This window comes from Sphingobacterium sp. SYP-B4668, from assembly GCF_027627455.1.
Taxonomy (GTDB): Bacteria; Bacteroidota; Bacteroidia; order Sphingobacteriales; family Sphingobacteriaceae; genus Sphingobacterium.
This window is the reverse complement of the sequence record NZ_CP115483.1, coordinates 542,537-561,736: the sequence shown is the minus strand read 5'-3', so window position 1 is coordinate 561,736 and position 19,200 is coordinate 542,537. Positions and strand designations below refer to the sequence as shown.

The 19,200-nt window shown below is 39.7% G+C and carries 17 protein-coding genes; 8 read left to right on the top strand and 9 right to left on the bottom strand.

Annotation, left to right across the window (positions count from 1 at the left end; translation table 11 throughout):
• The 6 genes from OQ289_RS02325 to OQ289_RS02300 all read right to left on the bottom strand — a co-directional run bounded on the left by OQ289_RS02325 (position 1) and on the right by OQ289_RS02300 (position 6,331).
• The gene (locus OQ289_RS02325) at positions 1-420 is read right to left on the bottom strand and encodes a hypothetical protein (RefSeq protein WP_270089265.1); all 420 of its coding nucleotides are present in this window, start codon (positions 418-420) and stop codon (positions 1-3) included.
• Entirely contained in the window at positions 420-1,457 is a 1,038-nt protein-coding gene (gene pheS / locus OQ289_RS02320) for a phenylalanine--tRNA ligase subunit alpha (RefSeq protein ID WP_443020447.1), read from the bottom strand. The genes OQ289_RS02325 and pheS overlap by 1 nt, the downstream gene beginning before the upstream one ends.
• 218 nt (positions 1,458-1,675) lie before the next feature.
• Positions 1,676-2,122: a single-stranded DNA-binding protein gene (locus tag OQ289_RS02315; protein WP_033563498.1), complete on the bottom strand. Its 447-nt coding sequence runs from the start codon at positions 2,120-2,122 to the stop codon at positions 1,676-1,678.
• A 23-nt stretch (positions 2,123-2,145) separates the two neighbouring features.
• Positions 2,146-3,204 (bottom strand): A/G-specific adenine glycosylase, encoded by a 1,059-nt coding sequence (mutY, locus tag OQ289_RS02310; RefSeq protein ID WP_270089263.1) that lies wholly within the window; start codon positions 3,202-3,204, stop codon positions 2,146-2,148.
• 89 nt (positions 3,205-3,293) lie between these two features.
• Positions 3,294-4,811 (bottom strand): sulfatase family protein, encoded by a 1,518-nt coding sequence (locus OQ289_RS02305; protein ID WP_270089262.1) that lies wholly within the window; start codon positions 4,809-4,811, stop codon positions 3,294-3,296.
• A gap of 2 nt (positions 4,812-4,813) precedes the next feature.
• The gene (locus tag OQ289_RS02300) at positions 4,814-6,331 is read right to left on the bottom strand and encodes a sulfatase family protein (RefSeq protein WP_270089261.1); all 1,518 of its coding nucleotides are present in this window, start codon (positions 6,329-6,331) and stop codon (positions 4,814-4,816) included.
• 247 nt (positions 6,332-6,578) lie between these two features.
• Here OQ289_RS02300 and OQ289_RS02295 point away from each other — a divergent pair, with 247 nt between their 5' ends.
• From OQ289_RS02295 to OQ289_RS02275, 5 genes are all read left to right on the top strand, one after another.
• A complete protein-coding gene (locus OQ289_RS02295) occupies positions 6,579-6,965 on the top strand; it encodes a hypothetical protein (RefSeq protein ID WP_270089260.1) in 387 nt (128 codons plus the stop codon).
• 211 nt (positions 6,966-7,176) lie between these two features.
• Positions 7,177-9,039, top strand: a complete 1,863-nt coding sequence (locus OQ289_RS02290) for a M1 family metallopeptidase (protein ID WP_270089259.1) — start codon at positions 7,177-7,179, stop codon at positions 9,037-9,039.
• Between the two features lie 95 nt (positions 9,040-9,134).
• Complete coding sequence (locus OQ289_RS02285; RefSeq protein ID WP_270089258.1) at positions 9,135-9,524, top strand: hypothetical protein; 390 nt, start codon at positions 9,135-9,137, stop codon at positions 9,522-9,524.
• 96 nt (positions 9,525-9,620) lie between these two features.
• Positions 9,621-10,205 carry a TlpA family protein disulfide reductase gene (locus OQ289_RS02280; protein ID WP_270089257.1) on the top strand — a complete coding sequence of 195 codons (585 nt, stop codon included), beginning with the start codon at positions 9,621-9,623 and terminating at the stop codon, positions 10,203-10,205.
• Positions 10,206-10,417: 212 nt separating this feature from the next.
• Positions 10,418-11,437: a 3-keto-disaccharide hydrolase gene (locus OQ289_RS02275; RefSeq protein WP_270089256.1), complete on the top strand. Its 1,020-nt coding sequence runs from the start codon at positions 10,418-10,420 to the stop codon at positions 11,435-11,437.
• A gap of 71 nt (positions 11,438-11,508) precedes the next feature.
• On the opposite strand, the gene OQ289_RS02270 is transcribed toward OQ289_RS02275, so the two are convergent.
• Positions 11,509-11,940: a hypothetical protein gene (locus OQ289_RS02270; RefSeq protein ID WP_270089255.1), complete on the bottom strand. Its 432-nt coding sequence runs from the start codon at positions 11,938-11,940 to the stop codon at positions 11,509-11,511.
• 257 nt (positions 11,941-12,197) lie between these two features.
• On the opposite strand from OQ289_RS02270, the gene OQ289_RS02265 reads away from it, so the two are divergent.
• Entirely contained in the window at positions 12,198-13,928 is a 1,731-nt protein-coding gene (locus tag OQ289_RS02265; RefSeq protein WP_270089254.1) for a hypothetical protein, read from the top strand.
• 225 nt (positions 13,929-14,153) lie between these two features.
• Here the strand turns inward: OQ289_RS02265 and OQ289_RS02260 are convergent, their stop codons facing one another.
• Positions 14,154-15,299, bottom strand: coding sequence for an Sb-PDE family phosphodiesterase (locus OQ289_RS02260; RefSeq protein ID WP_270089253.1), 1,146 nt, complete (start codon positions 15,297-15,299; stop codon positions 14,154-14,156).
• A gap of 377 nt (positions 15,300-15,676) precedes the next feature.
• Here OQ289_RS02260 and OQ289_RS02255 point away from each other — a divergent pair, with 377 nt between their 5' ends.
• Both OQ289_RS02255 and OQ289_RS02250 read left to right on the top strand, forming a co-directional pair.
• A complete protein-coding gene (locus OQ289_RS02255; RefSeq protein ID WP_270089252.1) occupies positions 15,677-17,536 on the top strand; it encodes a sensor histidine kinase in 1,860 nt (619 codons plus the stop codon).
• Position 17,537: 1 nt separating this feature from the next.
• A complete protein-coding gene (locus OQ289_RS02250) occupies positions 17,538-18,164 on the top strand; it encodes a response regulator transcription factor (RefSeq protein ID WP_270089251.1) in 627 nt (208 codons plus the stop codon).
• A gap of 37 nt (positions 18,165-18,201) precedes the next feature.
• Here OQ289_RS02250 and OQ289_RS02245 read toward each other — a convergent pair whose 3' ends face one another.
• Positions 18,202-18,966, bottom strand: coding sequence for a hypothetical protein (locus tag OQ289_RS02245; protein WP_270089250.1), 765 nt, complete (start codon positions 18,964-18,966; stop codon positions 18,202-18,204).
• Positions 18,967-19,200 lie beyond the last annotated feature (234 nt).

Sequence of the window (19,200 nt, the reverse complement as noted above, 5' to 3'; positions counted from 1 at the left end):
TTAGTTTTGAATGTAGTAAAGATTTCCTACTTTACGCACATAGTAAGGTTTCAGCGGGCATTCTGCAATTTTGGCAGGCGACCCATCCAATAGTAACCATTCGGCTCCACTGACAGGGTCTGTAGCTACATACGGATTATTTTTGTCCAACACTACCCGATTTCGCTTCTCGGGGTTTACAGTGCTACATCTGTCGTAAGCGATAAATTCACCATTACCCATATTGTATACAATTACCCCTGTCACCCCTATACCGTCGATTACATCGGCACCCCCAGTCACAAATAAACTGGGGTTGGTAGCCTGACTAAATCCGTGGTATACATTGACACTTGGCACGACATTGCATCCCCCCTTACCACAAGCCGAAAGAGAGGCTATCACAATAAGAAGAAAGCAAAGTCTAAAAAGTATTTTCATTAAATTATCTCCGATTGGAATTGATCTAAAAATCGTACATCGTTCTCAGAAAACAGACGTAAATCTTTAATTTCATATTTCAGATTTGTAATCCGTTCTATGCCCATACCGAATGCAAATCCCGAGTACTTTTGGCTATCGATGCCACAATTTTCCAATACATTTGGATCCACCATCCCACAGCCCAATATCTCTACCCATCCAGAGTATTTACATAGTTGACAGCCCTCGCCTTTACAAATGGTGCAAGAGATATCCATTTCTGCAGAGGGTTCTGTAAAAGGAAAATATGAGGGGCGGAATCTTACTTTTGTACCCTCACCATATAACTCTTGAACGAAATGGTAAAGTGTCTGCTTGAGATCGGCAAATGACACATTTTCGTCTACATACAATCCTTCGACCTGATGAAAAAAACAGTGTGCACGTGCAGAAATAGCCTCATTCCGATATACACGTCCGGGCATAATCGCACGGAACGGAGGCTTACCTGCTTCCATCAAACGAACCTGTACCGATGAAGTATGCGTACGCAAGGCGATGTCATTTCCATCTTGCTTTTTGATAAAAAAGGTATCTTGCATGTCCCTAGCTGGATGCTCGGGAGGGAAGTTCAATGCGGAGAAATTATGCCAGTCATCCTCGATTTCAGGTCCTTCGGCAACAATAAAGCCTAGTTTTTTAAAGATTTCGACAATTTCCTTTCTGACCAATGAAAGCGGATGACGGGTACCTAAGGTAAAGCCATTCCCCGGTAATGTAAGGTCTTCTTCTGCCTTTGCTTGCTGAATGGCCCCATTATTACCAAACTGGTCAAGTCCATCTTTGTGCTTACTTTCAGCAAGTTGTTTGAAATCGTTCAACACCTTACCCAACACACGCTTCTCTTCCGCAGGAGCAGTTTTAAACTCTTCAAATAAGCTTTTTACAATTCCCTTGGAAACCAAGAATTTCAATCTGAAATTTTCTACATCGGCCAGAGTAAGCGGATTAAATTGCTCAATCTCTTCCGTATACTGCTTTATTTTATCTTGCAACATAGGCCAAAGATACAGCAAAAATTAAAAACTTGAAACGCCAATCATGGAGATTATTATTTATATCGTCATTTTATCTATTAATTAGGCGGTACGTCTACTGTTGCATATAGGATGGAATTTGGCAAAAACGATTTTCGAAACCCTTATCCGTAAAAAAGAAGGGACAACATCTTTCAATGTTGTCCCAAGCTATGTAATATTATGTGAACGACGATTTAAAACGGCAATCCATCATTATCATCATCAAGTTCTTTAAAATCCACTTGTTGCTCTTTGTTTTCTACCGCTTTATCCGCCGTGCTGGCTGGCGCTTGGGCAGGAGGCTCGAAATCAGATTTTCGTCCGAGCAGCGTAAAGTTTTCAGCGACCACTTCGGTCGTATATCTTCTGATCCCTTCTTTATCTTCATAGGTACGCGTACGCAATCGACCTTCGATATAGACCAATCGGCCTTTGGTTAGATATTTTGCAGCGACATCTGCAAGTCCTCTCCACATCACAATGTTGTGCCATTCTGTTTGTTCGACTTTGCGGCCATCTTTGTTGAATGATTCGGAAGTTGCTAATGGAAAACTGGCAACACTTACGTTGCCTTCTAAGTAACGGATTTCGGGATCTTTGCCCAAGTGTCCAACTAAGATAACTTTGTTAATGCCTGACATGTTAATAATTTAGGTGTTTGTGATTAGCTAATGTTGGTAATGTTGTTTTCAATAAACGTAAAAATCAACTTATGTTGAGCTAATTTATTTAAATCTTTTAACAATACATAATTCCACGACTTTTTTTTCCAAATTAAAGACTGTGGATTTAAGACCTTGTAAAACTGGGCGTATATATTCTGATGGCTCAATATATGCTTGACAACACCACCCATTTCAGCGAGTTGGACATCTGAAGAAAAGAAGTCTTCTAACGCTTTGTATTCCCTAATTTGACCAGCATCCAATAAGCTGTCCGTTTCTATGAGGGGAAACTCATACAGATTTTCCCAGACATCACCAGGTCCACGTTTGGACATTAAGATTTGTTCTCCATCCTCTAAAACAAAGTAGTGAAAGTATCGATTTCGGCTGCTCTTTCCTTTTTTCTTCATGGGCAGCTCCGCAACTTTATTCTCCTGCAGTGCCACACACTCCAAGTTGAATACACATCTCTCACAATTCGGATTTTTGGGCTTACACTGGATTGCTCCAAAATCCATAATGGCTTGATTGTATGTCGCAGGTTGTTCCCGATGAAGCATTTGATTGGCAACAGCGGTGAATATTTTTTTACCCTTTGGTGTATTGATTTCTTCTGTTATACCCAAATACCTAGACAGTACCCTAAAAACGTTGCCATCCAACACAGCCCTTTGTTCTCCAATAGCGATAGAAGAAATTGCGGCTGCAGTATATTCACCCACACCACTCAACTTAATCACATCTTCATATTTTGTCGGGAAGACTCCTTTAAAATCGGACATCACAGTCTTCGCTGCCTTATGCATATTCCGGCCTCTTGAATAATAACCCAGCCCCTGCCACAGATGTAAAATATCATCTTCAGATGCTTCCGCAAAATCTTTAACAGTAGGGAATTTTTCCGAAAACCTGAAAAAGTAAGGCATTCCTTGTTCCACACGGGTCTGTTGTAAAATTATTTCAGACAGCCAAATAATATAGGGATCTTGGGTATGACGCCAGGGAAGATCACGTCCATTCTCTCCATACCAAGCTACCAATCTTTTTGAAAACGACATAGGCACAAACTTAGATAAATTGCTTTCTATATACAACTCTTCTCAACTAGAATGGATCCATAGAAAGTAAAGTTCGAATCTCCATTAGATTAAAGCTGGGTCTGCAAAAGTTTGTCTAGTTCGTCAACTTTATTTTTATTGGTTGGAGCAATATTGTTCTTTTCGCCCTTGTCAATTTTCAAATTGTACAATTGGGGAATTTCATCATTTCCAAGCTCAATATTCACGGATTTATTGATTTTCGCACCGCCATTAGGTCGGATATATTTGTAATCTCCTTTAATAATTGAAAAAGTACCTGCGCTTTTAACTAAATATTCACGTCCTTTTGTGTCCTCACCAAGCAAAGACTTCCAATGATTCTGACTATCTACAGCTTCATCCTGCGAATAGGATACCCCTAGATAAGAAGCAAATGAGGCCAATAAATCTACCTGACCGACCAATGCATCCGATACCTGTCCTTTTTTTATCTCTGCGGGCCAGCTGATGAGAAATGGCACTCTTGTACCGGCTTCAAAAGCACTATATTTCCCTCCTCTTAATCCTCCAAAGGCGTCGTGATTGCCGGTTTTAGAGACTGCTTCATCGACATATCCATCATCTAGGACAGGACCATTGTCACTTGTAAAGATGATAATTGTATTCTCGTATATACCATTATTTTTCAACTCGCGCACCAACTCACCTACGGTGTAATCTAGCTGCAGTATCGCATCGCCTCTTAATCCAAGTTTGCTCTTCCCTTTAAAGACTGTAGCAGGCATGCGCGGCACGTGCGGTTCTGTCGCATTATAACTTAAGAAGAATGGTTTCGAAGCATTACTCCTAATGAATTCCTTAGCTTTCTCAAAAAATGTAAGCGTCAACTCTTCATCTGTCCATTTCGCAGCCTTTCCACCCGTCATCCAACCTATCCGCCCTATTCCGTTGACAATTGTGTTATCATGTCCTTGGTTTGGAGAAGCATGCATTTTCAACAATTCAGGATTCTCCTTTCCGGTAGGTTCACTCCCTATTTTCTGCTTGTAGTTCACATATATAGGATCATTAACATCGGCAGCAATGACATGATGATTCTCCAGAAATACCGTTGGTACTCGATCTGCCGTTGCCGGGAATATAAATGAATATCCATACCCAACTTCCAGTGGTCCAGGAGCAATCTTTCCATTCCAATCCTTATCTACTTGATTACCTAACCCTAAATGCCATTTCCCGACGATTGCTGTGGAATATCCCTTCTTTTGAAATACTTTAGGTAAGGTAATCTTGTCTTGAGGGATAATAAGTGCCGCATCTCCGGGCAAAATTCCAGTTCCTTTAGCTCGATATGGATTATTCCCAGTCATTAACGCATATCGAGAGGGCGTACAAGTTGCTGCTGCAGCGTGTGCATTGGTAAACTTGATGCCAGACCGTCCCAGCTCATCTAGATGTGGTGTCTCAATATCTTTAGCTCCATAGAGCCCTAAATCGCCGTATCCCAAATCATCCACATAAACCATCAATACATTGGGCTGTTTCTTTCCCTGTGCATAAGTGACCTGCATAAAGGCCAATAGAACTCCAAATCCAATAAATCGATTGGCAAATTTTAAGATCATAGTTATTTCGTTAATATATCTAAGGCTTCCTGATCATCAACAGCCTTTATTTCTGTTATTAATTTCTTTTTCATCTTCTCCACGATTTTTTTTGCAGCAGTGGCATCAAAGATATTGTTCATTTCGGCAGAATCCGTCTTCAAGTCATACAATTCCCAGCTGTCTACCTTTCCGTAAAATCTCACAAGCTTGAATCTCCCGTCACTGATGCCAAAGTGGGGTGACACTGCATGTACCCCATCTTCATAATAATGGTAGTAAAGACGGTCTCTAGTCGCTCGATTCGGGTTGCTCAATGTTCTAGCAAAAGATTTACCTTGCATATCTTTAGGTATATCCACACTCGCCAACTCCAACAATGTGGGGGCTATATCAACGTTCATCACCATCGTTTGAATGTGCTGAGCTGTGGCCTTGTCTCCACCAGGAGTCTTTATAATCATTGGTGTACGAAAAGATTCTTCATACATAAAGCGTTTGTCAAACCATCCGTGTTCTCCCATATAAAATCCTTGATCCGAAAGATAGATTATTATCGTATTTTTTTCCAGCCCATTCTCTTCAACGTAGTCCAGAATCTCTCCTATGTTGCGATCAAGAGAAACGGATGTATTGAGATAGTCAATCATATATCTTTTATACTTCCACTCTACCAATTCCCTCCCCTGCAGCTTTTTTTGGTAAAAATCATCCTGTATCGGTCTATAATAATTATAATATGCTTCAAATTGCTCATCTGAAAATCGGGCAAAATCATAATCCTTCCGCATAGCATCTTTGCTGGGGTACATCTTAAGGTCATAGGCCAACTGCATATCTTTCGAGATTGTCATTTCTTGAATAGCTGCTGCTTTGCGATTCGTATAGGTATCGTAAAAATTATCCGGCAATGGTATAGATACATCATCATACCTACCGAAGTCTTTGGGATCGGGCATCCACGACCGATGTGTGGCTTTATGACCGATTACCAAACAAAAAGGTTCCTCACGGCTCAATGTCTCCAGCCATTTCTTTGATTTGTCCGTAATAATGTCCGAGACATATCCTTGGATTTGCTCTCGCCTACCGTCATTTTCTATAAAAACAGGATTAAAGTAATGCCCCTGACCATCCAATATACTGAAAAAATCAAACCCTTGGGGGTGGTCTCCTAGGTGTTGCTTTCCAATCCATGCCGTGTTGTAACCTACAGCCTGCAATTCTTTAACAAAGGTATTTTGACTATGATCGAATGTCGAATTTTCATTTTCTTTAAAACCGTTCTTGTGACTATACTTACCGGTCAATAGTACTGCCCGACTCGGACCACAAAGGGAGTTGGTCACATATGCTCGATCGAAAACTTTGCCAGCCTTAGCCAGTCTATCAATATTGGGGGTCCTTCCATATGGAGAACCGTAGGCTCCTATCGTCTGAAATGCATGGTCATCCGAAATGATTATTATTATATTTGGTTTTTGTTGTGCATATAAGAGTTGGCACAGACAAAAGACCAGTAAGATAAAGCGTTTACTCATAGGGATTGGATTGATTACCCAAAGATGCGATTTTGCTTGCAAACTATAAAAATATTAACCAAAGGGTATCAAAATATAAGATGGAACTTGTTTTACACCTTATTAGATGAGATTTTTGCAATCATATTTGACCTTAAGCTAGATTTTCAAAAGTCTGGCACTTTTTTTATACTATAGGTCCTACACGATGAAAGTCCATACCCCTACCCAAAGTTACTATATATCGACATTACACAGAGGTCGATATATGTTATTGATTTTTTCAGGCATCAGTATAATTGCTGCCTTGCTCGCACTTACTCCATTTCAAGAGGTTGTCAAAATATTAGTAACGCTATTTGCAATACCTCTGGTCATTTTTGGAGCAGTAAGATATAGCCGTGTTCCCTCACACTGGTCTTTTGATGGCACTAATTTGACCATCGAAAAGCTTGATAGGGAAGTTACTATCCCCAAATCGAATATCTCCCATATCCGAAATCTCCGTCGGTCTGGCGGCAACTTATTGATTATCTATCAACGTAGGGGTCACTCCTATCGATTTTGGAGAAACAAACTTTTTCAGAATGAAGACCAATTACAGTCTTTGGTAGAAGCTATACAGGCACAAAATATTGAATACTACAATATGTAGTATTCACCCCTCTCAGCGTAGGTGGTCTTTCCCTATTTTCGGGAAAAGTGTCCACATTCCAGAACATTAATATTCTGCGGCTCTATTTTTCTTCGACTAGGGAAGCCACACTAACTAGGGTTTTTTCGTATGTTTGAAGCCGTTAATTGACTCGTCATTATGATGGCGCCAACATGTGCCGATAATGTAGATTTATACAAATTATATTCTGATGAAAAAACTTCACTTATTTCTTTTTCTAACACTGGTCTCCTTCCAACTATCAGCTCAACGAAAAGGCTATTGGGATCAAAAAGTAGACTATACCATGACGATTGATATGAAAGAAAAATCATATCAATATGATGGAAAGATGAAACTGGTGTACACCAACAATTCGGGACAGGCACTCCATAAAGTATATTTCCACTTGTATTTCAATGCTTTTCAACCAGGCAGTATGATGGACTATCGTCTCTCCAATATTTCCGACCCGGATGCCCGAATGACCAACAACATAGGGACCAAAGAAAAACCTGTATATCAAAGTCGTATCGCGAGCTTGACTCCCGAACAAATTGGCTATCAACGCATCAAAACATTGCTACAAGATGGGGCCAAGACGACATTTAAAGTTGATGGCACTCTTCTGGAAGTAACTCTTGCGAAGCCTATACAAGCCAATAGTTCAGCAACTTTTGATATGACGTGGGAGGCACAGATTCCTGAACAGATTAGAAGAAGCGGTCGTAATTCCAAAGAAGGTGTTGAATTTTCAATGACCCAGTGGTACCCCAAAATGGCACAATTTGACGAATTTGGGTGGCATCTGGATGAATATGTCGCTCGAGAGTTCATTGCCCCATTTGGTGATTTTGATATTACCATCAATATAGGCAAGGATTACGTCATTGGTGGATCTGGAGTATTGCAGAATCCGACTCAGGTTAAAGGTTATGTTAAAAAAGCGAGACCTGTGGTAAAAAACGACCGTAGCTCTTGGCATTTCAAAGCCGAGAATATACATGACTTTGCCTGGGCCGCGGACAAGGAATTCATTGTTGAGCGAGAAAAGAGTAAAGGGGGAGTCGAAGTATTCATGATATATATTCCCGGAAAAAAAACCACAGACAATTGGCAGAAAGCCTTATCCTATACAACAGATTTTTTTGATTTTTGTGGTGAGCGATTTGGTGCTTACCCTTGGCCGACTTATACTGTGGTACAGGGTGGCGACGGTGGTATGGAATACGGGACCACGACATTGATAACTGGAGAACGTACTCTAGAAAGTCTCGTTGGCGTTATTTATCACGAAGCCGCACACTCGTGGTACCAACATTTGTTTGGCATCAATGAAACTGTAGACGAGTGGTTTGATGAGGGTTTTACTAGCTATGTTGAAGAGCTCGCTTTTCAGACTTTATTCAAGAAAACCTCACCCCTACCTGACAACCCAGTAATAAATGCATATAAGAGTTATATCAAGTTAGCACTGTCCGGCAAGGAAGAACCCGCAAGTCTCTTGGCCGACTACTATAATAGCAACTATGCTTACAGCAATCAGGCCTATAACAAAGGTCAGGTTTTAGCTGAGCAATTGGGCTACATCATTGGACAAGAGCATTTGGAAGCAACATTTTTAAAATTCTACGATATTTGGAAATTCAAACATCCCACTCCCAATGACTTTAAGCGCGTAGCAGAAGAGGTATCTGGCATCAATCTCAAATGGTATTTCAACCTATTTATAAATACCACGCGCAAGATAGATTACGGTATCCAGAGTCTTTCCACGACCGAAATAAAGCTGACCAACAAGTCTGACTTCGCCATGCCATTAGATATCTTAGTCGAATATCAAGATGGCTCAAAAGAGTTGTTTTATATTCCGCTACGTGAAATGAGAGGTGAAAAACCAGTCGAAGGCTTCAGTAGCTACCAAGGGGCAACACGTACAACCCTGGAAGATTGGTTTTGGACCAAACCTACTTATACCTTCAAAACGACTAAACCGATCCGTAAAGCGACGATAGACATCACCAAACGTCTGGCAGATGTCGATGATAAGGATAACGTAGTCGAGATCCTATAAAAAAAATCGCTTACTAAGCCGTTTCAAAAATGAAACGGCTTTTTTACGTATCAAATATTTGTCTTTGGTTTCACCAATCAATATCTTTGGGTGAGATGCAGACCACATACATTAGCACGAGAGTAACCTCTCTAAGAGTGATTGCCTGTGTCGTCTTTGCCTTAGTGATGGGTGTACTAACATCTTGCCCTTTAAAGGCTTCTCTAAAAGGATGGGCAAAGGCTGATATAGAAGAATCGAAAACTAACGACAAAGCGGGATCAACAAGTTTGACGGTTATCAACGGACCTTCTTGTTCGCTTTGTACCGCCTTTCGTGTTGATTCAAGTCGCCCTCATTCCCTGCAAGTGACGTGGCCACTTCTAGGCACTTATGAGGCATCTCGAGCGTCCTCGCTACCTAGGGCTCCTATCACTCCGGTCACACTAAGCCCCCCTCCTTCTCCTACCCCTATTTATCTCTTGTATCGTACACTATTGATTTAGGACTGTTCCTTAATTTTAGAGACAGAAAGTATCTTATATCCATCAACATGAGTGACTACTCAATTGTTGCGTACGTAACATCAATAAAATATTACAATGAAACGAAAAACATTTAGTATCATATTAGGTGTCATGATTATTTTAGCAATCATAACCACCTCTAGTCTTTACTTGCTGGGCAAGCAAGTGGCTACGCCTGAATCTGTAGCGCATGTAAAATCACCGCAGCCCACCACCACGCTGGTTGAACTCTCCCCATCATCTGACTTGAGCAATAGCAATACCGTATTCAGAAATAGCAAGGGTGATAAGATTGCTCTTCGGAACATAAGAAATAAGGTCATATTCATCAATATGTGGGCTACTTGGTGTCCTCCATGTCGCAAAGAAATGCCCTCATTGAATAGATTATATAGTAAATTGAAGGATAACCCCGACATTATCTTCATCATGATGGATGTAGATGGAAAACTGAAGGAATCTACGGATTATGTAAAGAAAAAGGGGTTCGATTTGCCCAATTATATTTTAGAAGGCAATCTTCCGGAATCGTTTCAGACTAATTCAATTCCTACAACTATTATCATTGACAAATCTGGCAAGATGGTGACGAAGCACATGGGGGGCGTTGATTTTGACCATCCAGAGATGCTACCTTTCATTCAGAACCTCTTGAAGTAATATTCACATTGAAGGTGTCGTCAAATAAATTTGCACGTGGCGGCACCGGTAGTCGGGGCAATTTCCTGATTCAGAATATAAAAGTTACCATTGTTGCTACTAAAAAGTAAATACAAATTGTAAATTTGTAGAAGGCTCCTTATTGGATCTACGTCTATTATAGATGCAAACAAAACATTATTTAATTATTTAGTTGACCAAAAACCAATAAAATGATCAAAAATTTTCTGCGCAGCTCACTGGCTGTCGCTCTTATCAGTGCTAGTTTGGTTTCTTGTAACCAAACTGCCAAAGAAGGTGGAGACACACAAGACTCACTTGCTAAAGAGGAAGTCCACAATCCAGCTACTCAAACCATTCCCGAGGAATACAAAGACCTTATCGGACGCTGGGATCTAGATGTAGACAAAAATGGCAAAGTGGCTCCATCATGGATTGAAATCAAATTATCAGGATTCAACACGTTGGTGGGTGCATTTGTTGGCGACAGTGGTAGCCAACGCCCTGTATCGCATGTGAAACTCAAAGACGGTAAATTTTCTTTTGCAATACCCCCACAGTGGGAAGGTGGAGAAGGAGACTTTGTCATCGAAGGACAGCTAGAAGGCGGCAATCTGAAAGGTACCATTACTTCCAACAAAAATGAGAAATTCAACTTTACAGGTTCAAAAGCACCTTATTTAACTCGTACTGGAGAAGTAGCCTGGGGTACACCAATTGAATTGTTCAACGGCAAAGACCTAGCTGGTTGGAAAGCTTCTTCGGAAGAGAACCAATGGAAAGTTGTCGATGGGGTACTGACCAGCGACAAAGCTGGAGCGAACCTTATCAGTGAGCAGAAATTTGAAGATTTCAAAATATTAGCTGAATTCCGTTACAAAGAAGGTGGCAACAGTGGTATATATCTTCGTGGACGTTACGAGGTGCAAATTGAAGATAGTCCGAAGGACAAGCATCCAGGCGCTCTTTATTTTGGTGGGGTATACGGATTCATTGCTCCTAATGAGATGGTCACATTGGGGCCGAATGAATGGCAGAAATATGAAATCACTCTTCGTGGACGTTTAGTGACTATAGTGGCGAACGGGAAGACTATCATCAGCAATCAGGAAATTCCAGGAATTACGGGTGGAGCTTTAGATAGTAAGGAAGGCGAACCGGGACCAATTTATCTACAGGGCGATCATGCTCCTATTGAGTTCAGAAAAATCACCATCATACCGGCTAAATAACGTCGGGACAAGGTGCAACAACAAAGGGCGTCTCAATCTAGAGGCGCCCTTTGTTGTTGTATATATCCTCATCACCTAGGACTCGACGACTTGATGTTCGTATTTTCCTTTTCCAATTGTTTGATACGGGATTCAAGTGCAGAAATTGTTTTTTCTTGAGATTTAATTGTAATCTCTTGGGTAGATATTACTAGGTTAAGGGCATCAATAGTAGCGTTTATTACTTTTTCTTCCTTACTAGTCATATAGCTATTGGCATCTCTATCACTCGCTACTGCTATGTAATCTTTCAACATATCTCCCTCTCCTGTCAAAAGCCATTGCACTGAATATCGGGGAAAATTATCAACAATCTTGCTCAACCATTTACTTTGTATATCCGTCTTATTAGCCAATGCTCTCGATAAAACACCCTTACTAGCGCCAATTTTTCCTTCAAAAGAGGTTATAGCAATCTTCTCATTATCAGCAATTTGCTTTATTCTTTCTAAAACACTACTCATTAATATTGAAAATTATATCCAAAATATTCTTTTTACCGATAATTATTCCCTACCTTTATTGAAGCACAAAATACGAGGGATGATCATCCTACAAATTATAACAATTATGAAAAATACACAAAAGAATTTAAAACTGAAGCATTTCAAGTATTCATACAAGAAATATCCTCGTTCCTCGCCTTCGATTCTATTATTGTGATGCTGGGAAAATTACTTCATCTAGTCTCTGTAACAACTACTCCTTAATAACCAAAATTATGAATAAGAAATCTCTTACTCCCTCTCAGGAGGACATCCTCACCGTCCTCATACAACGCTTTATAGCCGTCGTTCCAGTCGAGCAAATCTATGCAAGTAAACGTCAATCGACTGAAAGAGAACAATTGCACCTGTATATTCTAATTCGCAAAGAAAGCGGTCAAAGCATTATTGACGCACGCGCATTATGTCAGGCTATTTTTCATGATTTCGTCACCTTTTGCTGCCACCTCTCGTATTCCAAAGAAATGCAAATGGAATTAAATCGGGGCAACATCCGACTGGCCAGTATTTTCAGACTTAAGAATGAGATATACCGCAATCCCAATGCAGACCAAATCATCGACGTCGTAGAGATGGACAAAGAGACTCTCTTACATAAATCGTATGGGGCTTTACAAGAAGAATTTACCAAGATAAATGCTTTCGGAGACGGATTTGAGCTCTATATGCGGCAGGAAAACTATGCCCAAGCGTCTTTTATGCTGCATCAAGTATTGGAATTAGGGTATAGACTCGCAGAGCGTATAATTATTGGACAAGTTAAGGCCTCACATTCGATTAAAAATCATCAATTGTTTGTCCATCCGCATGCTCAAGAGATTGGCGAACTGTTCATTAATGAGGAGGAAATACTTATCCTATTCAAACTAGACGAATCATACAAAGCTGCACGATATGATTTTGGATTCACATTAGAAAAAGCAGAGCTTGATCTCGCTTATGCGAAAGCTCAAATACTCATCTTATTTATTGAACAACAGCACCAAAAACTCGTGGACGAGATTAACAGCCTCCAAGTATCGGGCTTACAATTGCCCACGGGGCTTTTAGGGAATGGGACTTCCATCTCGGATAGCGCTGCATTTGAAAGCACAGGTGTATCGAGCATCTCCTCCCATCGAGATCTCATTACAAATGCAGTGATTGAATATCTCGATTGCCTACAAATCTACTGCTTCAGTTGCCTAAGCACAACACGTCAACAATACAATTGCATTACTTTAGGAGAAGAGGGGCACAATAGGCATCATTACTTTTTGGTCGTCATCACCACCCATCTAGTGGGTCGCATTTTAGACAAGCAATTTGCAATAAATAACCGTCTGCCAGATCATATTCGAGTCACATTAATTTGTTCACATAAGAAATCCTTTCAAAAGAAAATAGCACAAGGCCATCCGTTTTATCATCGTATTGCCTACTCAAGTGAAAAATGGCTACAAAGTGAGTGTATCCATACTTACATGCCGGAAGAGATACCCCTTGCATCAAGTTGTGATGTATATAAGCTTGAACAATGGCAATATCATCATCAAAATGCCATAAACCTCATGCGAGCTTGGGAAAGTGGACTTTACACTGATGGCGAAGCTGCGGCCAGCTTTGCTTACGCTAAGGCGCTCGAGCAAATCTGCTTGGGGTTGATTACGGTGTTCTTGGGCTATACTCCCAAAAGCATCAATCTCAATTACCTGATTGAACTGTGCCTATCTATCACACCCCTACCGAATGTTGTGTTCTGCCTTGATTCGAAAAATGAAGCAACGCTTTTCCGAACTTTGGCTGAAGTCCAAAATACCTTTAGTTTCAACCCTAAATATAAAGTCAACGGTTCCAACCTCTTCATTCTCGAGGATAGAATCAACATCTTTATCGAACAAACCCATAAACTTGTAACTTCCCAAATTAAGGACCTGCAAGAAATAGCGACTGAATACCAAGTCTAATCATCTATAATTATGAAAGAGCCTCTATGCCTTCGCACAGAGGCCCCTCTCTCTTCCCCAGGGTCTTAATCGTTCTTAAATCTTAGTTGTTACTAATTTAGCTACGCGTCGATATCTTTGCGCATTACCAAAAAACATCCAAACCACAAAAGTCATGATGGAAATTACAGCTTTCTAATAGATAGTTTTACTAGAAGATTAACAATTCCCGTTGTATCTATACCATTAACGCAATTGCAGGTCAACTGATAAGTGCTTATCACTACGTATGTATGTTGAAGGTAGTTGATAGGTCAAAGAGGTTTGTCCTGTATCGGCTGTTAATACTTGAGATGACATCGGATACAATGTAATTTTTTTTGTGCCTTTGCCTTTCGTCAATTCCAATTCAAAATAAAGATCACTATTATTGCGAAGCTCATAATATCGTATTGTGTCTCGACCTTTGTTGGGTTTTTCATGATATGCCTCACTCAGAGATACACAGACTTCAAACATAGCGCGCACATGCTCTTCTTTTCCGAAAAGGTACTTACTAGACCACGCCACGGTACGCCCTACGTCCAGCGCTTCCCTGATAGCTGTTGCAGACCGATCTTTGGCTAGGACTAAAGTCATCGTGCGGTGCACCCCATCGCGCGCAATATCATAGTCATGTGCTATCAGATTGTGGATATCAGTATTCCCAATAATTGTTAAGTCCCTATCCAATGCCCAATCCAGTGCTTTTTTATGAAATCCCAAACCGTTGACAACTTCGATACCATGTAGCTTCTTATCTCTGTACATCTTATCTACAAAGTCTATCCATTCGTAAGAGCCTTTGATTTGTTTGGCCTTCCACCCAGGATGATTCCAGAAAATAAAGGCCTTTTGATCGACAGCTTTATCGATAGCTTGTTGGTCAAGTGTAGTATCATTGCTTTCTATGAAACCTGACGCGTCCTCAATAAAAAGGGCATTAAAATGTCCTGGGGGCGTTTGTCTTGTGATTTCAGTCCCTTTTACCAAAATAATATTGTGTTCTTTGGCCGGTTCTACAGCAAGATCATGTGAACGATTATGATCGACTCGCACATCCTGATGATGAGGATTGTACTCCATGTGCTCAGTGAAGGATATCGCATCTAAACCTTCTTTCCATGCTTCCTGTATTCTTACGTTGGGCCATACATGACCATCTGTAAATACGGTATGCATGTGAAAATCACACTTCAAGACCTGATAACCATTCACATTAGGAACTACAATAGATTTACGTTTTTTAGGGAATCGAAATTCCTCAAGGGACATCACCCCATTGTCTTGCTGCCCGTGCACGATCTGTATAAATGACAGCAATACAATTAAAAGGATCGGTTTTTTTTTCATAGATATGCTCTTCATGTCACAAAAGTATCCTTGATCTGTAAACAGAAGATTACTGCAGTATTATCCTTACAATATTTTAAGACTGCAACATCATATATATCAACTAATACATATCTCGAAAAGATCAAAATAAAAGATACTGACTACTGGATAGTTAGCTTCTAACCAAAGTAAACGAGGATCATAGCAACCTGTAACCAATCTGTTGCAAGAAGTAATGTTCAAACTATAATTATTATTTGATATATTTCCGCTTTAATACAATCATTTATTAACAGGAGATATTCGTAAATTGCATAGTAAACGCAATTTACCAATATCTATTTCATTGCGTAATGTATTTACCTAAGGTTTGATTTGACAACCATTTATTGACGATGGCAAAGCAATTGCTTCTATTTTTGGGGATATTCCTCTCTGTATATGCACACGCAAGTTTGGATACGGTAAAATTGGATGGTCCTAATGATATTAGGATTGTGAAATACCTAAAAGAGTTCCAGGATTGTGACGGCACACTCGGTATTGAAGGGGTTGTTGCAAAACTAAATTCTGGACAGTTTCAATCCATGCAAGAAGCGCATGTCGTCAACAAGGGCATTACATCATGCTCGCATTGGTTTGCGCTTTCTATTCAAAATATATCTACACTCCGAGAACACTATCTTTGGAACTTCTATAATGATGGTATTAAATTTACGCTTTATGAATTAGACAGCACAGGTACAAAGGTTATAAAAAAGCGTAGCATATCTCATACAACACCACTGAACGAAAGAGATCAGCCTCTCAGGTGTATTTCATTTGACATTCCCCTGGAGAGTCAACAGGCAAAAACATTCCTATTAAAAACCGAAATATTTGGCAGACAAACGCTCTATTTCCCTACCGATATTAGTACCCGGGCTGACATTTATAAGTACGAACTACACCGGACATTTCTACTGGGTCGTTATTATGGTTTTTTTATTTTTGCTTGCATTTTCAGTCTACTCATATATTTTATACTTCGTAAAAGATTTTACGCCAACTTATTTGGCTATGTATTCTGCCTACTCTGTTTTTCTCTAACAGAATACCTGCACGATGTATATTTGATACCAGCATCGCTATATTATTATTGGAGCAAAGTTCCTAAGCTTGTTTTTCTGGCGTTATCACTTTATTTTAATACTAAGATATTCCAAACATTCACCAAAAACCATGAATTTCTCCCTAAATTCGACCGTTGGCTTACCCTATCATCAAAGATAGCATTGGCCAATACAGCGGTCTACTTGATTCTCTACAACATTCCGCTTCTACCCACCGCTCCACAACAGTTAATACAATTTATCTTTATTAATTACTTAACCTTTCAGACCCTTTTTCTATTTTGTAATATATGCTACTCCATCTATCGCAAGACACCCTATATATTTCACTATTCAGTGGGTAATAGCCTTCTCTTCCTATCGGTACTATTATATATGATCAATTCGCTGAATATCTATGAAATCCAACAATATATTGAACCTGGAAATATCATCTTTGCCTATAGCTTCGAGATTGTATATCTCATGACACTCTTCACCATCAACTATAAAAAAGAAATGGACCACCTGCTTGACAACATCAAGTCAGAAGAAAAACGGAGTAAGTACCTCGCAGCGGAGCTCATTGTCATACAAGAAAAAGAACGTATACGCATAGCGAGAGATATCCATGATGGGATAGGCAATTGGCTCAATGCCTTACGGCTATTCTTGTCAAAGGAACAGCTAAAAGAGCAAGCTAAAATCAATGAAAACATCCAAGGTCTGAACAATGAATTCAGAAGATTGCTCCATGATATCGCTCCTCAACAGATGGAAGGCCAAAATCTATTTGAGAACATATCACGTGTGGTGTCATTATATGATCAACATCTTCACATCAGCTGTCAGTTGATTGGCAACCCTCTCATCATCAAATCCGATTTGGCCATCAATGCCCTACGTATTGTCCAAGAGTTATTGAGCAATATCGTCAAGCACGCTCAAGCTAATAATGTCCAGATTACCTTATCAATAGATGAGAATAGCCTTGTGCTACAGGTGGAAGATGATGGAACAGGAATTCTCCCTAAATCAGCGCCTCATACTATTAAGAATATGGGTATTGAGAGTATACGATCTAGAGTTGAATACCACAACGGAAAACTAGATATGGACAATACCCCCGAAGGACTGATTACAAATATTATAATCCCTCTATAACATGGAAAAAATCAGCATAACCTGTGTAGATGACCACAAACTTTTTTCGGAAGGCTTATCTGCAATCATTAATATGGAAGTGGACATGGAAGTGGTCAATTCATATCCTGATGGGCTGAATATCATGGAAGCTATCGCCCAAGATAAACCAGATATCCTATTATTGGATTTACAACTCCCGGTCAAATCGGGACTTTCTATAGCAAAGGAGATACGATCTATATCGTCATCCCCAAAAATCATCGTTTTATCCATGAAACTTGATTTAGCCATTGCCGACCAGCTTAAGCAAATTAATGTTGAGGCCTACATCCCAAAAGATATACAAGCCGAAAAGCTAATTCAAATTATCAGAAAAGTATACCGTGAGAATGAAATTCATTATTTTTCGCCACAACTCAATAAAGCGACTGTTGAAGTGCTGACCTCTGACTTTCAATTGACAACTCGAGAGATTGAAATCATTGAACTACTTAATCAGGGGTTTTCCACGAAAGAAATTGCAGATAAGCTCAATAGAAGCATTTTCACAATCACCACTCATCGAAAGAATATTAATCAAAAATTGGCGACCAAAAACAAAACACATCCTTTCTATTCATTTTTAAATAGATTAGAAGAGGGTTAAAATGGCTACACACTCATTTTTTTATGATTGCAATTTATCACTCCCATTTCACATCTTGCGAATCTTCCCTCGATGGAAAAATTGGGGTTTTAATTTGAGGGGTGACGTATAACACTTCTTTGTCCTCTTTTATCCAAATTGCTTTCAAAATATCTATCCCGAAATGTAGCCGATTGTGAGAAGCGAAATCCATTGTGCCTTGCTTTTCATACAAATGATATTGAGCACGTCCCAGTATTATCACAAGGCAGTCATTAAGCCTATTGAGCTTAAATTTCACTTTTCTAATATCCCTTTGGACACTTTTCTTGAGAAAAAGAGGCTCTGTTTGTACCACAATATATTCATCAAATTTATTTTCAAAAATCACAACATGGAATTGTTGCACGATATGGCTCATCCGTTGTGGCGCATTTGGAAATTCCCAGTTTGTGTTTTTGGGAACTAAAATTTCAATTTGCTTCTGGGCTACATCGATATGGAGTGTAGGCTCCCAACCTGCGATGGATTCAAAAAAACGGCGGTCATTGAGACGGAATCCATTCAGGAGTGAGATGTTACCATTCTCCATCGCTTTTTTCCCAATTGGATTTGTATAATCCGAATTCATTATCGATATAACTGTCTTCACTAAACGTTTATAACATCTCGCATCGGGCATCTGTTTAAAAATATGCTTGAACATAGCATGTACTTTGGAAGATATACGATTAGCATATCCAAAATCATGTCCTGTAGACTTACTATTGTTACTTAGTCGATGTACTACTGTGTCATTTTTCGCATTCTTCTTGCGTGTCATAAGGAAGTTTCATAAATTGGTATATATATTATCGTACCTAAATATACAAAATTAATCGACCATCCCTTACCCCTTCAAATCCGTAAAAGTCCGTAACTATCCGTAGAAGTCCGTTAAAATTCGTAATTTCTTTAGGTTAACTTCGACTTAACTCCCACTTAGGTTGCTATTAACTGTACCTATGCTCCAGCACAAAACCGAGAACGACGAGACCAATGATAAGGCACCTTGTCT

Bases quoted from the DNA above. Each gene is read 5' to 3' on its own strand.
- OQ289_RS02270 (WP_270089255.1), bottom strand. From the start codon at position 11,940: ATGAGTAGTGTTTTAGAAAGAATAAAGCAAATTGCTGATAATGAGAAG.
- OQ289_RS02325 (WP_270089265.1), bottom strand. From the start codon at position 420: ATGAAAATACTTTTTAGACTTTGCTTTCTTCTTATTGTGATAGCCTCT.
- OQ289_RS02250 (WP_270089251.1), top strand. From the start codon at position 17,538: ATGGAAAAAATCAGCATAACCTGTGTAGATGACCACAAACTTTTTTCG.
- OQ289_RS02305 (WP_270089262.1), bottom strand. From the start codon at position 4,811: ATGATCTTAAAATTTGCCAATCGATTTATTGGATTTGGAGTTCTATTG.
- OQ289_RS02285 (WP_270089258.1), top strand. From the start codon at position 9,135: ATGCAGACCACATACATTAGCACGAGAGTAACCTCTCTAAGAGTGATT.
- OQ289_RS02255 (WP_270089252.1), top strand. From the start codon at position 15,677: ATGGCAAAGCAATTGCTTCTATTTTTGGGGATATTCCTCTCTGTATAT.
- mutY (WP_270089263.1), bottom strand. From the start codon at position 3,204: ATGTCGTTTTCAAAAAGATTGGTAGCTTGGTATGGAGAGAATGGACGT.
- OQ289_RS02280 (WP_270089257.1), top strand. From the start codon at position 9,621: ATGAAACGAAAAACATTTAGTATCATATTAGGTGTCATGATTATTTTA.
- OQ289_RS02290 (WP_270089259.1), top strand. From the start codon at position 7,177: ATGAAAAAACTTCACTTATTTCTTTTTCTAACACTGGTCTCCTTCCAA.
- OQ289_RS02315 (WP_033563498.1), bottom strand. From the start codon at position 2,122: ATGTCAGGCATTAACAAAGTTATCTTAGTTGGACACTTGGGCAAAGAT.
- OQ289_RS02300 (WP_270089261.1), bottom strand. From the start codon at position 6,331: ATGAGTAAACGCTTTATCTTACTGGTCTTTTGTCTGTGCCAACTCTTA.
- OQ289_RS02295 (WP_270089260.1), top strand. From the start codon at position 6,579: ATGTTATTGATTTTTTCAGGCATCAGTATAATTGCTGCCTTGCTCGCA.
- OQ289_RS02245 (WP_270089250.1), bottom strand. From the start codon at position 18,966: ATGACACGCAAGAAGAATGCGAAAAATGACACAGTAGTACATCGACTA.
- OQ289_RS02275 (WP_270089256.1), top strand. From the start codon at position 10,418: ATGATCAAAAATTTTCTGCGCAGCTCACTGGCTGTCGCTCTTATCAGT.
- OQ289_RS02260 (WP_270089253.1), bottom strand. From the start codon at position 15,299: ATGAAAAAAAAACCGATCCTTTTAATTGTATTGCTGTCATTTATACAG.
- OQ289_RS02265 (WP_270089254.1), top strand. From the start codon at position 12,198: ATGAATAAGAAATCTCTTACTCCCTCTCAGGAGGACATCCTCACCGTC.